The sequence below is a fragment of the Williamsia sp. CHRR-6 genome (assembly GCF_018474015.1).
In the GTDB taxonomy this organism is placed as follows: domain Bacteria; phylum Actinomycetota; class Actinomycetes; order Mycobacteriales; family Mycobacteriaceae; genus Williamsia_A.
Window position 1 is genome coordinate 52,342 of record NZ_JAHCSG010000005.1, and the last position, 14,800, is coordinate 67,141.

Annotated in this window: 12 protein-coding genes; 7 read left to right on the plus strand and 5 right to left on the minus strand. The window is 68.9% G+C overall.

What is annotated here, in order from left to right; genetic code table 11:
* The first annotated feature begins 100 nt into the window (after positions 1-100).
* Positions 101-1,666, plus strand: a complete 1,566-nt coding sequence (gene miaB / locus KIK15_RS14095) for a tRNA (N6-isopentenyl adenosine(37)-C2)-methylthiotransferase MiaB (protein WP_214245362.1) — start codon at positions 101-103, stop codon at positions 1,664-1,666.
* Positions 1,663-2,259, plus strand: a complete 597-nt coding sequence (locus KIK15_RS14100) for a hypothetical protein (RefSeq protein WP_214245363.1) — start codon at positions 1,663-1,665, stop codon at positions 2,257-2,259. Before miaB ends, KIK15_RS14100 begins: the two co-directional genes overlap by 4 nt.
* A gap of 78 nt (positions 2,260-2,337) precedes the next feature.
* On the opposite strand, the gene KIK15_RS14105 is transcribed toward KIK15_RS14100, so the two are convergent.
* On the minus strand, positions 2,338-3,783 hold the full coding sequence (locus KIK15_RS14105; protein WP_214245364.1) for a DUF349 domain-containing protein: 1,446 nt from the start codon (positions 3,781-3,783) through the stop codon (positions 2,338-2,340).
* A gap of 170 nt (positions 3,784-3,953) precedes the next feature.
* Between KIK15_RS14105 and KIK15_RS14110 the strand changes: the two genes are divergently transcribed.
* From KIK15_RS14110 to hflX, 4 genes are all read left to right on the plus strand, one after another.
* A complete protein-coding gene (locus tag KIK15_RS14110) occupies positions 3,954-4,715 on the plus strand; it encodes a hypothetical protein (protein ID WP_214245365.1) in 762 nt (253 codons plus the stop codon).
* A gap of 80 nt (positions 4,716-4,795) precedes the next feature.
* Positions 4,796-5,707: a tRNA (adenosine(37)-N6)-dimethylallyltransferase MiaA gene (gene miaA, locus KIK15_RS14115; protein ID WP_214245636.1), complete on the plus strand. Its 912-nt coding sequence runs from the start codon at positions 4,796-4,798 to the stop codon at positions 5,705-5,707.
* Between the two features lie 9 nt (positions 5,708-5,716).
* The gene (gene dapF / locus KIK15_RS14120) at positions 5,717-6,643 is read left to right on the plus strand and encodes a diaminopimelate epimerase (RefSeq protein ID WP_214245366.1); all 927 of its coding nucleotides are present in this window, start codon (positions 5,717-5,719) and stop codon (positions 6,641-6,643) included.
* An 88-nt stretch (positions 6,644-6,731) separates the two neighbouring features.
* Positions 6,732-8,318 carry a GTPase HflX gene (gene hflX / locus KIK15_RS14125; RefSeq protein ID WP_250324684.1) on the plus strand — a complete coding sequence of 529 codons (1,587 nt, stop codon included), beginning with the start codon at positions 6,732-6,734 and terminating at the stop codon, positions 8,316-8,318.
* A gap of 109 nt (positions 8,319-8,427) precedes the next feature.
* Here the strand turns inward: hflX and KIK15_RS14130 are convergent, their stop codons facing one another.
* The 4 genes from KIK15_RS14130 to KIK15_RS14145 form a co-directional block, all read right to left on the minus strand.
* Positions 8,428-8,688, minus strand: a complete 261-nt coding sequence (locus KIK15_RS14130; RefSeq protein ID WP_214245367.1) for an HPr family phosphocarrier protein — start codon at positions 8,686-8,688, stop codon at positions 8,428-8,430.
* An 83-nt stretch (positions 8,689-8,771) separates the two neighbouring features.
* Positions 8,772-10,877: a fructose-specific PTS transporter subunit EIIC gene (locus KIK15_RS14135; RefSeq protein WP_214245368.1), complete on the minus strand. Its 2,106-nt coding sequence runs from the start codon at positions 10,875-10,877 to the stop codon at positions 8,772-8,774.
* Between the two features lie 92 nt (positions 10,878-10,969).
* Positions 10,970-11,941 carry a 1-phosphofructokinase family hexose kinase gene (locus KIK15_RS14140; protein ID WP_214245369.1) on the minus strand — a complete coding sequence of 324 codons (972 nt, stop codon included), beginning with the start codon at positions 11,939-11,941 and terminating at the stop codon, positions 10,970-10,972.
* Entirely contained in the window at positions 11,938-12,705 is a 768-nt protein-coding gene (locus KIK15_RS14145; protein ID WP_214245370.1) for a DeoR/GlpR family DNA-binding transcription regulator, read from the minus strand. Before KIK15_RS14145 ends, KIK15_RS14140 begins: the two co-directional genes overlap by 4 nt.
* A gap of 378 nt (positions 12,706-13,083) precedes the next feature.
* On the opposite strand from KIK15_RS14145, the gene ptsP reads away from it, so the two are divergent.
* Positions 13,084-14,763: a phosphoenolpyruvate--protein phosphotransferase gene (ptsP, locus tag KIK15_RS14150; protein ID WP_214245638.1), complete on the plus strand. Its 1,680-nt coding sequence runs from the start codon at positions 13,084-13,086 to the stop codon at positions 14,761-14,763.
* Positions 14,764-14,800 lie beyond the last annotated feature (37 nt).

The following is a 14,800-nucleotide window of genomic DNA, read 5'->3' on the forward strand; positions in this document are numbered from 1 at the left end:
GGAGTCGTCGAGCGTGTCAACCGGGGACGCCCTACCGACCGGCGCGTGATTGTGAACATCCGATCCTCGATCACCGGCGTTGCGCACGTAGGCTTGCACCATGAGTGCAGTGACCAGCGTCGACGCGGGCCTGGACGCGCAACCGGGGCGACGCTCCTACGAGGTTCGGACCTACGGATGTCAGATGAACGTCCATGATTCCGAACGTATCTCAGGACTTCTCGAAGCCGCGGGCTACGTTCGGGCGCCGTCGGACGCCGATGCCGACCTCGTCGTGTTCAACACATGCGCGGTACGCGAGAACGCCGACAACAAGCTCTACGGGAACCTCTCGCATCTGGCGCCGATCAAGCAACAACGACCCGACATGCAGATCGCCGTCGGCGGCTGTCTGGCGCAAAAAGACCGCAGCCGTGTGGTCGAGAAGGCCCCGTGGGTCGATGTCGTGTTCGGTACCCACAACATCGGATCGTTGCCGGTCCTGCTGGAGCGTGCCCGCCACAACGCCCGCGCCGAGGTCGAGATCGTCGAGGCGCTCGAGGAGTTTCCGTCCACGTTGCCCGCGCGCCGGGAATCGTCCTACGCCGGGTGGGTTTCGGTGTCGGTGGGCTGCAACAACACCTGCACGTTCTGCATCGTCCCGACGTTGCGTGGCAAGGAGGTCGACCGACGCCCCGGCGACGTGTTGGCCGAGGTGTCGGCTCTGGTCGACCAGGGTGTGCTCGAGGTGACCCTGCTGGGTCAAAACGTCAACGCCTACGGCCAGTCGTTCGTCGACCCGGCCCTGGGCCGCTCCCGCACCGCCTTCGCCGACCTGCTGCGCGCCTGCGGCAGCATCGACGGTCTCGAACGGGTGCGATTCACCTCTCCGCATCCCGCCGAGTTCACCACCGACGTCATCGATGCGATGGCCGAGACACCCAACGTGTGTCCTGGGCTGCACATGCCGCTGCAGTCCGGCTCGGATCGGATCCTGCGGGCGATGCGCCGCAGCTATCGACGCACCCGATTCCTGGCCATCCTCGACGACGTACGTCGTCGACTGCCACATGCGGCCATCACCACCGACATCATCGTCGGATTCCCCGGGGAAACCGACGAGGACTTCGAAGACACCCTCGATCTGGTCGAACGCGCCCGATTCGCCTCGGCGTTCACCTTCCAGTACTCGCCGCGACCAGGGACCCCCGCCGCCGAGCTCACCGACCAGATCCCCAAGGACGTCGTCACCGAGCGCTACCTGCGGCTGACCGAGTTGCAGGAACGGATCTGCCTCGAGGAGAACACTGCGTTGGTCGGCACCGAGGTGGAACTGCTCGTCGTCGCCGACTCGGGCAAGAAGAACGCGGCCACCCACCGACGGGCCGGGCGCGCTCGCGACGGACGACTGGTGCACTTCCGCAGCGACACCGACGACATCCGACCCGGCGACATCATCACCACCACCGTCACCGGTGCCGCCCCCCACCACCTGCTGGCCGACACCGAACCCACCACCCACCGTCGCACCCGTGCCGGGGACGCCTTCGCCGCCGGCCTCACCCCGCAGACGCCGCCCGTCGGAGTCGGGTTGGGTATGCCGGCGGTCGGGGCGCCGCCGCAGCCCGAGAGCACCGGTCACGATCGATCCGCCGCAGCCTGCGGCGCAGAAAGGCATACGCCATGAGCGACGCATTCGACGAGTTCGAAGACGATCTGCGCAAAGCCGAACAAAAGGTGGCCGGAGAGATCGACCCCGGTGCGCGCGCAGTGGTCGTCGCCTCCGCAGTGCTTGTCGCGATCTTGTCGATGGTCCTGCCCCACACCGGATCTGCCAACGGGTTCGACGTGCTGACCTTCTCGTCGGCGGCCGCGAACGAACGCGTCACCGTCACCTCACGCGTCTTCGTCTACCTCCTCGTCGTATTCGGGATCGCGATGTCGATGTTGGCGTTGGTCACCCGCCGGTGGGCGGTGGCGTGGGTGGCCTTGGCCGGCAGCGCAGTGAGTGTGGTCGCCGGGATGCTCGCCGTGTGGTCCCGCAACACTCCGGGCGTGGACGGGATCGAACCCCCGCACAGCGCCGGGTTCGGCCTGCTACTCGGCTGGTTCGCCATGATGGTGATCACCTTCCACTGGTCGCGGGTGGTGTGGGCGCGCACCAGCCACCAGCTGGCGCTGGAGGAACAGCGTCGCCTCGAGGCCAAGATCACCGAGGAGCGAGCCTTGGAGCTACAGCGCCGACCTGCCGACGTCCGGCGCGAACCAGACCACGAATGAACGCCTGACTCAGCGGTCTCCGACCGGCACGATCAGCGGTCTCCGACTGGCACGATCAGCGGTCTCCGACTGGCACGATCAGCGGTCTCCGACCGCGCTCTTGGCGGCTTCGGCCCATTCACGCCACTGCTGCGCTTGGGCACGCAGCTCAGCTGCCTCCTTGTCGCGTCCACGCGCCGCCGCCTTCTCCGCCTGCTCCTCGAGTTGAGCCACCCGCGAGCCGAACTGCTCGGCGCGGGCGATCACCTCGGGATCGGTGCGCTGCCAGTGAGATTCCTCGGCGTCGCGCACCCGTTTCTCCACTGCCCGGATGCCCTTCTCCAAGGCCTGCATCTGATCACGCGGCACCTTGCCCACCGCATCCCAGCGTTCGCGGATGTCGCGGAAGGCCGCGCGAGCAGCGTCGAGCCCCTTGTCCGGGTCGACGGTCCGCTCGGCCTGCGCCAACAGTTCGCGCTTGGCTGCGGCATTGGCCTCGAACTCGTCGTCCCGTTCGGAGGCGGCGGCGTTGCGTGCGGCGAAGAAAACGTCCTGCGCCGCCTTGAAACGCTCCCACAGGGCGTCGTCGGTGTCGCGCGGCGCCCGGCCTGCGGCCTTCCACTCGGCCAACAGCTCCCGGAACCGTCCGGCCGTGGGACCCCAGTCGGTGGAGGTGGACAGTTCCTCGGCCGCAGCGATCAGCTCTTCCTTGCGTGCCTTTGCCCCGGCACGCTCACGATCCATCTCGGCGAAATGCGCTCCGCGCCGGCGGTTGAAGGTGTCGCGTGCCTTCGCGTACCGCTTCCACAGCACGTCATCGGTCTTGCGGTCCAGACCCTTGATGGACTTCCACTCCTCGAGGATGGCCCGCAACCGGTCGCCCGATGCCTTCCACTGGGTGGAGTCGGCCCCGATCTGCTCGGCCTCGGCCGCCAACGCCTCCTTGCGTGCGGTGGCGGCGGCGCGCGCCTCGGTGCGTTCGCGATTGCGGAACTCGGCCACCGTGTCCGCGCCGTCGATGATCGCCTCGAGCCGTGCGGCCAGGGCCGGTACGTCGCCGACGACGGCGGCAGTCGGCAGGGCATCACGCAAAGTGATCGCCGCGGTCTTGGTCTTGCGGGGATCACCGGTGCCCGCGGCGAGGCGCTCCTCGAGGATCTCCACCTCGGTGGCCATGTCGTCGAAACGTCGCCCGAAGTGGGCCAAGCCCTCATCTGGTGACCCGGCCTGCCACGAACCGACCTGCCGGTTGATGTCTCCGACGGTCAGCCAGACGGCTCCGTCGGCGTCGACGTGACCGAATTTGGTCGGGTCGGTGGCCATCACCCCGTGCGGGAGGTCGACGTGCGGGACCGCAGTGCTCGCGGGAGGTGCCGACGGAGCGGGAGCGGGGCGCGGGCCGGGACGGGGACCTGGTCGCGGCCCCGGACGCGGTCGCGGTGCGGGCGATTCGACTGGGGGAGTGACCTCGGGTTCGGTCACGGGTTGCTCGGCCGTCACCCCAGCCGGATTCACCGTGCTGGGGTCGGGTGTCGTGTCGGTCATGATGCCTCGTCCCTGCCGCGCGTCACGGCTGCCGTCGTGGTCGTGGCCACCAGTTCTGCCACGGACGCAGGTCCGCAGACCTGACGAACTCATTCAAGCAGCTGACTCCGGATTTCGTCGGTGGTCAGCGGCAAAGATGATCGACCGTCAGATCGACTACCGTCGAGGTCGTGCTGACCGCCCTCGCTCTAGTTCCCGGTGCGCCTCTGCTCGTCCCGGAATTGTCGGGTCCCGGTGCCGACGACACCGTCGGGGTTCGTGAGGCCGTGCTGGAGGTGGGTCGTCGGCTCGCCCGGTCCGCCGACCAGTGGATCGCCATCGGGGTCGGCGACGTCGACCGGCGCGCAGACCGATCGATGACGACTCCCGCCGCCGATTGTGTGACGGTGGACCGGCCGGTCGGTTCCTTCGCGGGCTTCGGAGTCGACGTGGTCGTGTCGTTGACACCGGATTCCCAGCTCGAACCCGACCGCGCCATGCCCACGTCGATGCTGATCGCGGCGTGGCTGCGCGGTCAGGTCGCCGCATCGGCGACCGTCATCGGGCACACCGTGCGAGCTGACCTCGACCCCTCGGCGGCACAGCGCATCGGGTCTGACATCGTCGCGGGACTCTCAGGTTCATGGGGGGTGCTGGTCGTGGCTGATGGTTCGTTCGGGCTCACTGAGAAGGCGCCCGGTGGTTTGATCGAAGGCGCGGTCGACGAGCAGGGACGCATCGATGCAGCGGTCGCGACCGCAGATGTCGCCACCCTTGCCGCGTTGGATCCGGTGCGGTGCGCCCAGATGGGCGTCGGCGGACGGGCAGCGCTGCAGGTGGCGGCCGCGATGTGGTCGGCCCGAGGCGCTCATGCTTCGGACCCGAATGCTGAATCTCTGTACTGCGCAGCGCCGTTCGGGGTGGGGTATCAGGTGGCGTGGTGGGGGACCTGAGCGGAGCTCAGCAGGGTTGTGACCGCGGCGGAGCTCAGCAGGGTTGTGACTGTAGCGGAGCTCAGGTTCGGTGGGGCGGGCTGCGCCCGGTGGCGGTGATCGGGCCCACCGGAACTGGCAAATCCGATCTCGCGCTCGATCTCGCCGAGCGCCACGGCGGGGAGATCGTCAACGTCGATGCGATGCAGCTCTACCGCGGCATGGACATCGGGACGGCGAAGGTGCCGCCGGAGGCCCGCCGCGGCATCCCGCACCATCAGCTCGATGTGTTGGAGGTGACCGAGACGGCGTCGGTGGCCACCTACCAGCACTCCGCGCGCGCCGATGTGGAGGCGATCCTGGCGGCGGGACGGCTGCCGGTCATCGTCGGCGGTTCGATGATGTACATCCAGTCGCTGCTCGACGACTGGGAGTTCCCGGCGACCGATCCGGGCGTCCGTGCGCGCTACGAGGCCGAGCTGGCGCAGCGGGGTGTGTCGGTGCTGCATCGGCGCCTGGCCGAGGTGGATCCTGCGGCGGCGGCGGCGATCCTCGATTCCGACGCTCGACGGGTCGTGCGTGCGCTGGAGGTGGTGGAGCTGACGGGTCGACCGTTCGCGGCGTCGGCCCCACAGATCGGTGAGCCGCGCTGGTCCACGCTCATCGTGGCGGTGGACCGTGACACCGACGAACTCGATGAGCGGTTGCGGCGGCGGACCGAGCTGATGTTCGAGGCGGGGCTCGTCGACGAGGTGGAGGGTCTGGTGCAGCACGGTCTGCGAGACGGGGTGACCGCGTCGCGAGCCATCGGGTACGCCCAGGTGTTGGATGTTCTAGACGGTCGGCTCGATGTGGACACCGCGCGTGAGCAGACGTTCTTCGGCACCCGCCGCTACGTGCGTCGCCAGCGGAGATGGTTCCGGCGTGACCGTCGCATCCATTGGTGCGACGGTGCCGACCCGGCGCTGGTGGACAAGGTCAGCGACCTGCTGCGCCGCCCACCCAGCGGGTAGCCTCGCAGGATGCCTTCATTCGCCGGCGACGGGATCGATCGTGGTGGCGTGCCCTTCGTCAAGGCGCACGGCACGCAGAACGATTTCGTCGTGCTGCACGATCCCGAGGCCGCGCTGACGTTGGGGACCGACACCGTGGTCGCGCTGTGTGATCGTCAGCGCGGCCTCGGGGCGGATGGGGTGTTGCGGGTGGCGCGCGCACATGCGCTCTGTGCGACGGGCGTGCTCGACGAGTTGCCCGCCGGTGTTGCCGGTGACGACTGGTTCATGGATTACCGCAACGCCGACGGGTCCATCGCCGAGATGTGCGGCAACGGTGTGCGCGTCTTCGCTCACCACCTCGTCGTCTCCGGGGCGTTGACGGGTCCGGCGGCGGCCGGTGAGTTCACCGTTGGGACCCGGGCGGGTGCGCGCGGGGTGCGCGTGCACTGCGCCGATGCGGTCGGTGCCGACGTCACCGTGGACATGGGTCCGGCGACGCTGGGCGTGGCCAGCGACGTGCAGCTCGGCGAGGTGTCGCTGCGCGGGGTCGCCGTCGATGTCGGCAACCCGCATCTGGCCTGTGTGGTGCATGGCCTCGATCCCGATGGACTGGCGCGTTTCGACCTGCGGGTGGGCGCACACCTCGATCCTCAGGTGTTCCCGGCGGGGGCGAACCTGGAGATCATCACCCCTGCGGTCGACGGTTCGGTACATCTGCGGGTGCTCGAACGCGGGGTGGGGGAGACCCGCAGCTGTGGCACGGGGATCGTGGCCGCCGCGGCGGCGGCGTTGGCCGCAGCGGCGGGCTCGGCGACCGCGGTGCCTGGCGAATTGTCCGTGACCGTCCCGGGTGGTCGTCTGGCGGTGCGCATCACCGAGGACACCTCCTACCTGCGCGGAGCTGCGGTGCGGGTGGCGACGGGCACCCTGGTGTCGGGGTGGGATCTCGGGTGACCCGGTTCGGCGTGGGTGCCCGGCTGCGTGCCGGTGGGTGCTGCGGGACCGAAATTCGGATGCGCCTCACCCCGACGATGTGCGATACATGATGTCCCAGAGACGAACCGATCCGATCGAGGAGCACACCTTCTTCACCGACACGACACCAGCCGCGCCGCCCGCCGAGGCGGCCGGCGCGACGACGAACCCAGACCATGCCGCTGACCCGGCGGCCGACATCCCTGCGGTGACGCACGATTCGCGCTCCGACGACGCCCAGGGCGCCTCGTCGAGCCGGTGGCGGCGGACCCCAACCATTGGTGAGCAGCAACTCGACGAGCGGTCCTCGCTGCAACGTGTTCCCGGGCTGTCCACCGAGCTCACCGACATCACCGAGGTCGAGTACCGCCAGCTCCGACTGGAACGTGTTGTGCTGGTGGGGGTGTGGACCGACGGATCAGCCGCCACCGCTGCGGCCCGGATGGCGGAGTTGGCCGCGTTGGCCGAGACTGCGGGCTCGGAGGTGCTCGACGGGGTCATCCAGCGCCGCGACCGACCTGACCCGGCCACTTACATCGGCTCGGGCAAGGCCCACGAGCTGCGTGACGTCGTGGTGTCCACCGGGGCCGACACCGTGATCTGTGATGGTGAGCTGACACCGGCGCAGCTGACCGCGTTGGAGAAGGTGGTCAAGGTCAAGGTCATCGACCGCACGGCGTTGATTCTCGACATCTTCGCCCAGCACGCCACGTCGCGGGAAGGCAAGGCGCAGGTCGCGCTGGCTCAGATGGAGTACATGCTGCCGCGTCTGCGTGGCTGGGGTGAATCGATGTCGCGGCAGGCCGGTGGTCGAGCCGGCAGCAACGGCGGTGTGGGTCTGCGCGGACCGGGTGAGACGAAGATCGAGACCGATCGTCGTCGTATCCGCGAGCGGATGGCCAAGCTGCGCAGAGAGATTCGTGAGATGAAGACCGGTCGTGTAGTCAGTCGCAAGAAGCGGCGGCGCGCAGTGGTCCCGGCCGTCACCATCGCCGGATACACCAACGCAGGCAAGTCAAGTCTCATCAATGCCATGACCGGATCTGGCGTGCTGGTGCAGAACGCGCTGTTCGCGACACTCGATCCCACCACCCGGCGCGCCGAGCTGACCGACGGGCGCGAGGTGGTGTTCACCGACACCGTCGGGTTCGTTCGACACCTGCCCACGCAACTCGTCGAGGCGTTCCGGTCCACGTTGGAGGAGGTGGTGGGGGCCGATCTGGTGCTGCACGTGGTCGACGCCTCCGATCCGCTCCCGATGGAACAGATCTCCACCGTGCGTGGCGTCATCGACGAGGTGGTGCGTGAGGAGGGCGGTACCGCACCCCCGGAATTGTTGGTGATCAACAAGATCGACGCCGCCGATCCGTTGACCTTGGCCGCGTTGCGCAGTGAGTTCCCCGACGCGGTGTTCGTTTCGGCCACCACCGGTGTGGGCCTGCCCGAGTTGTTCGACCGGGTGCGGGCCGAGATCGGCAAACGAGACGTGGAACTGACGATTCTGGTGCCGTACGACCGGGGGGAGGTGGTCTCGCGTATCCACGCTCACGGTGACGTGCTGACCACCGAGCACCGCACCGACGGCACCTTCCTGCGGGTGCGGGTCCCGCAGGCGCTGGCCGGTGAACTCGTCGACTACGCGGCCACCGCCTGAGCACGACGGTCTAGACACTCCCGGCCCGATTGGGACCTTCTGTCGCAGAACGCCATGACCCGACCGGTGGAGCCGGTCGGGTCATGGCGTGCGTCGTGGCCGGACGTGCTTACTCGGCGTCGAGGTCCTTGGCCACCAACTCGGCGATGGTGTCGAGTGTCGCCTGATCGTCGGCGCTGACCACGATCTCGGTGCCCTTCTCGGCGCCGAGGGTCATGATCATGAGCGCCGATCCGGCGTCCACTGGCTCACCACCGGCGACCGCCAGGGTGACCGGCGTTTCTGCGGCGGCCACGGCCTCGGCGATGATCGTCGCCGGTCGGGCGTGCAGGCCGACGGCGGAACCGACGGTGACGGTGGTGCTGGGCATGAATCCTCCTGATGTGTGATGTGCCTTCGAGTGTGCCGCGACCGGCACCCCGTGTCACGGGTGATGGTGAGTCGGAGCGTTGATCAGGCCGCGACGGCAGCGGCCGGGGTGGATTCCGTCGAGGGCGCGCCAGATGTCGCCCGGTTGCCGAACTGCTTGGCCGCCACCACCGCGAGAGCGCCCACCACAGTGCCCGCGGCCAGCGAGATGAAGAAGCCGGCCACATTGCTCATCGCGAAGATCACGAACACCCCGCCGTGCGGAGCCCGCAGGCCAACGTCGAAGGTCATGATCAGGGCGCCGGTCACCGCACCACCGGCCATCATCGACGGGATCACCCGCAGCGGGTCGCCGGCCGCGAAGGGAATGGCCCCTTCGGAGATGAACGATGCACCCAACAGCCAGGCTGCCTTGCCGTTCTCACGCTCGGGTTCGGTGAACAGCGTGGGCCGCAGCACCGTGGCCAGGGCCATCGCCAGCGGGGGAACCATGCCGGCAGCCATCACCGCGGCCATGATCCGTAGCTCGGCCGATCCGCCGGTGGCCAGACCCTGCACGGCGAACGCGTACGCCGCCTTGTTGACGGGGCCGCCGAGGTCGAAGCACATCATCAGGCCCAGCACGATGCCGAGGATGATGACCGAGCTGCCGGACATGTCGGTCAGGGCCTTCTGCAGCTCGTCGGTGATCCACTTGAGGGGACGGCCGAGGACCATGAACATCAGACCACCGGTGATCAACGTTGCCAGCAACGGGATTATCACCACTGGCATCAGGCCACGTGCCCACTGGGGCAGCGGGATTCGGCTGATGTAGAGCGATACGAAGCCGGCGATCAGACCGCCGACGAGGCCTCCGATGAACCCGGCGCCCACCGTCGAGGCGACGTATCCGGCGGTGAAGCCGGGAGCCAGACCGGGGCGATCTGCGATGGCGAAGGAGATGTAGCCCGCCAAAGCCGGGACCAGGAAGAAAAACGCCAACGATCCGAGCGTGAAGAAGACGCCGCCGAGATAGTGGGCGAACCCACCGTCGGGCAGGTTGGTGAGGCTGTTGGTCAGCGCGATGGTCTTGCCGATCGAGTCGGTGGCACCCTCGGGCGTGTTGGCCATCTCGTAACCGCCGAGGAGGAATCCGAGCGCGATCAGCAGGCCACCTGCGGCGACGAACGGGATCATGTAGCTCACCCCGGTGAGCAGGATCTGTCGGATGCGGGTGCCCCAGCCCAGGTCACCGCCGCCGGCGGCGGCGGCCGCGTCGGTGGCCGACCCGGACACCCGGCGGGCATTCGGGTTTCCCGCGGCGGCAACGGCTTCGCCGATCATCGTGTCGGGCTCGTTGATCGCGCGCTTGACCCCGGACTCGATCACCGGTTTGCCCGCAAAGCGTTCGCGCCCCTTCACCCCCACGTCGGTGGCGAAGATGACAGCGCCTGCACGGGCGATGACGGCTGGGTCGATCGGCGTGGACTTCGACGAGCCCTGGGTCTCGACCACGAAGTCGATCCCAGCTCGCTCGGCGGCGTAGGTGAGGGAGTCGGCGGCCATGTAGGTGTGGGCGATTCCGGTCGGGCACGCGGTGATGGCCACCACCGTCACCTTCTCGGCTGCGGGCGCGGTCGGCTCGGAGGCCGGCGGGGTGGCCGCGGTGGCCCCGTCCTGAGCGTGACGCGATGTCGTCGAAGGTGCGGCGGTGGTCGGCGAGACGACGTCGTGGACGAGGTCGACGACGGTGTCGGCGTCGGCGGCGGCGCGCAATGACGCCACGAAGTCGGGGCGGACCAGCGCACGAGCGAGCGCGCTGAGCAACTTCATGTGCTCGGAGCCGCCGCCTGCGGGAGCGGCGATGAGGAAGACCAGATCGGCGGGGGCGTCAGAGGCGCCGAAGTCGACCGTGGGGGCCAGTCGCGCGAAGGCCAGGCTTGGACGCAATGCCGATGTGCTGCGGCAGTGCGGGATCGCGATGCCGCCGGGCAGCCCGGTGGCCGACTGCGCCTCGCGGGCCATGGCGGCGCTGATGATGCCATCGGTGTCAGATGCGCGGCCGGCCTCGACCAGCCGCTGGGCGAGGTAGGTGATGACCTCTTGACGGTCGGCGCCAGCGTCGACGTCGAGGGCAACGGTGTGGCGTTCGATGATCTGGGTGGGATCGGCGCCGGCGGGCGCCGGTTCGCTGATGGTGTCGGACATGGGATTGCCTGCTTTCGGTGTGATTCTCGGGGTCTGGTGCTCGCGGGTGTGGTGGCAGGTGGTCCGGCGGCTGATGTGCGGCCGGTGGGTTGTCACGCCGGTGCTCGGGCGACCTCGCGGACCGTGACCCCGCCGAGGGCGAGGTCGGCGACGGTGGGGGGTTGGGTTCCGGCCAGCCCCGCCGCGGCCGAGCCGTAGGCCACGGCCCGTCGTAGCGCCTCGCCTGGCCCGACCCGATCGAGGTCGGCGAGCAGGTATCCGGCCAAGGTCGCGTCGCCGGCGCCCACCGTGCTGACCGGGACGATCGGCGGTGGTGTGGCCGACCAAGCGCCGTCGGCGGTGACCAGCAGGGCCCCGGCCGCGCCGAGGGTGGCCAGCACCGTGCATCCACACCGGCGTTGCACCGACTGGGCTGCGGCCAATGTCGGTCGTAGGTCGCCCGACGCCGAGGTCGCCTCGAGTTCGGCGGCATCGGTTCCGCTGATCTCGGCCAGTTCCTCGGCGTTGGGCTTGATCAGATCGATGTGACCGGCGTGCGCCGCCTGCGCCACCGCCAGCAACGGGGCACCTGAGGTGTCGACTGCCACGCGTGCCACCTGCGATGCGAGTTGCTCGGCCAGATCCCGGTACCAGGCGGCGGGCACCCCCGGTGGTAGCGACCCACACAGGGCCACCCACGTCGCATCTGCACCGGTCTGCAGTACCAGTTCGGTGAGGGCGTCGAGTTCGCTTGGGGCGAGCCGAGTTCCGGGCAGGTTGATCTTCGTCGTGGTGCCGTCGGGTTCGGTGATGGTGACGTTGTTGCGGACTTCGGCGTCCACCGGGATCGCGCGATACGACAGCCCCACCCCGTCCAGTGCGGCCAGCAGGGGATCGGAGCGGTGAGCGGGGAGGATGGCCACGGTGGCCACGCCGGCGACCTGGGCGATCCGAGACACGTTGACGCCCTTGCCGCCTGGCTCATGGCGAGCCGACTGGGCCCGGGTGACGCTGCCGCGGACGAGGGGGGCGGACAGGCTGACGGTGCGGTCGAGGCTGGGGTTGGCGGTGACGGTGACGATCATGCGATCACCACCTCCACGCCGAGGGCTGACAGTCGGGCGGAGAATCCGGGGTCGATACCGGCGTCGGTGATCAACACGTCCACCTGGTCCACAGCGGCGAAACCGGTCAGGTCCTCGTTGCCGATCTTGGATGAATCTGCAAGCAACACAACTCGATTCGCCGCTGCGATCATGGCTGACTTCATTGCTCCCTCGTCGGGGTCGGGGGTGGACAGTCCGTGCCGTTCGGTCAGGCCGTTGGTCCCTATGAAGGCCACGTCGATGCGATAGCCCTGCAGCGCGCTGATCGATGCGATCCCCACGGCGGCCTGGGTGATCCCGCGGATCCGGCCACCGAGGAAATGCAGGGTGGCGGTGGGGTGGTCGGCCACCGAGGTGGCCACGGGCAGGGAGTTGGTGAACACGATGGTGTTGCGGTCGCGGGGCAGGCGCAGAGCGGCCTGCAGTGTGGTGGTGCCGGCGTCGATGAGCAGGCTGCCTCCGTCGGAGGGCACAAATCGGGCTGCGGCGGTGCCGATGCGCACCTTCTCGTCGGGGTGGCTGCTCGACCGTTCCACCACACCGAGCTCGGTCATGCGCACCGAGTCGAGGGGTACCGCACCGCCGTGCACCCGGCGCAGACACCCGGCGCGCTCTAGGTAGGCGAGGTCGCGGCGGACGGTCTCGCTGGTGACGTCGAACTCTTCGGCGAGCGCGGTGACCGATGCGCGGCCGCGCTGATGCACTCGTTCGGCGATCGCCTGCTGGCGTTCCTCGGCGTACACGATCACCCCTTACGTGGGAATGTGTGGATATCCGGTGTTGATATCGCTTTGTTTACGCCTGTATGTGTTGACATGTCAAGTCTATGGAGTAATCTGGATCACATCGATGACCCGACGTGAGCGCATCGCTGGCCCGATGTGTGTGCCCATGGAATGCGCCGGCCCCAGCCGCGGTGGGTCCGGAGCTCGATGGCCCCCGAGTGCGGTGGGTCTGGGTGTAAGGCGCGCCTACATGTGGTGGGGTTGGAACACACCGGATCGGTGGGCCAGCAGTACCGATCGCGCGCAGGAACAGATCGTGCATGAGTAGATGAGGTGGAGATGATCGGTCAGATGACGAGCACCCAGGGAAACGGCGGTGGCGAGTCGATCACCGCCATGACCGCCCCGGACCGCGTCACGGTCCGGGGCACGCCGGTGGTCGGTGGTGTCGCCTATGCGCCGGTCATGTGGCCCGGGCCACGGCCCGCACTACCGGCTCCGGGGCCGGCTCCCGAGGACCTCGATGCCGAGGTCGACCGGTTCCGTTCGGCTGCCGCATCGGTCGCCGACCGGCTGCGTGCGCGTGCCTCGGCTGCCACCGGGGTCGCCGCCGAAGTGCTGTCTGCGACAGCCGCCATGGCGGAGGACCGCGGATGGATCGGGACCGCGGAGAAGAGCATTCGTGCCGGTTCCCCCGCCCCGAACGCGGCAGCAGAGGCCACCGAGACCTTTGTCGCCATGTTCACCAAGCTCGGTGGCCTGATGGCCGAACGGGTGACCGATCTCAAGGACGTCCGCGATCGCGTCCTCGCCGAGTTGGCCGGACAGCCCGAACCCGGAATCACCACCCCCGACCACGAGGTGATCCTCTTCGCCGACGATCTGGCCCCGGCCGACACCTCGGGACTGGATCCGAATCGGGTGCGGGGCTTGGTCACTCGCCTCGGTGGGCCGACCAGTCACACCGCGATCATCGCCCGCCAGCTGGGTATCCCGTGTGTGGTGGCGGTCGGCGACCTGCACACGGTGCCTGAGGGCACGCTCGTGGTGGTGGACGGGTCAGCCGGCACCATCGTCGTCGAACCCGACGCCGAGCAGGCGCGTGCAGATGTGGCCGCGTCCCGGCGGGCGGCCGAGGAGACCGCTCGATGGACTGGCCCGGGACGGACAGCAGACGGTGTCGATGTCGCGATCCTCGCCAACGTGCAAGACGGAGCATCGGCGCGGACCGCGGCCACACACCCGGTGGCCGGTGTGGGTCTCTTCCGCACCGAGCTCGCCTTTCTCGACCGGGCGTCCGAGCCGACGCATGACGAGCAGACCGCGCTCTACCGCGAGGTCATCGAGGCGTTTGCGGCGTCGGAGGCCGGGTCCAAGGTGGTCATCCGCACTCTCGATGCGGGGTCGGACAAGCCGTTGCTGTTCGCCGACAGCGGGACCGAGGCAAACCCGGCTCTGGGGGTGCGAGGCCTGCGTGTCGCGTTCGCCCATCCAGGCCTGTTGGAACGACAACTCGACGCGATCGCGGCGGCGGCCGAGCAGACCGGCGGATCGCCGTGGGTGATGGCTCCGATGGTGGCGACCGCGGCCGAGGCCCGCGACTTCGCCGCCGATGTGCGCCGCCGTCGGCTGGTGGCCGGTGTGATGATCGAGATCCCCTCAGCGGCACTGCTGGCTCCGGCGATCCTGGCCGAGGTGGATTTCGTGTCCATCGGCACGAACGATCTGACGCAGTACACGATGGCCGCCGACCGGATGTCAGCCGAGTTGGCGCAGCTGACCGACCCGTGGCAGCCGGCGGTCCTTGCTCTGATCGAACGGGTGGCTGCGGCGGGTCGAGCCGCCGACAAGCCCGTCGGGGTATGCGGCGAGGCCGCAGCAGATCCGTTGCTCGCCTGTGTTCTGGTCGGGATGGGCGTGACCTCGCTGTCGAGCGCACCTGCCGCGGCGGCCGGAGTCGGCGCAGCGCTGGCTCGCGTCACCATGGCGCAGTGCATGGCGGCGGCTCACGCCGCTCTCGACACCGCGGCGCCGGCCGATGCCCGAGCCGCAGCGGCGGCGGCTCTGCGCAGCTGAGGCAGCGCAGACAACCGCCGCGCGTGGCGGTTGTCTG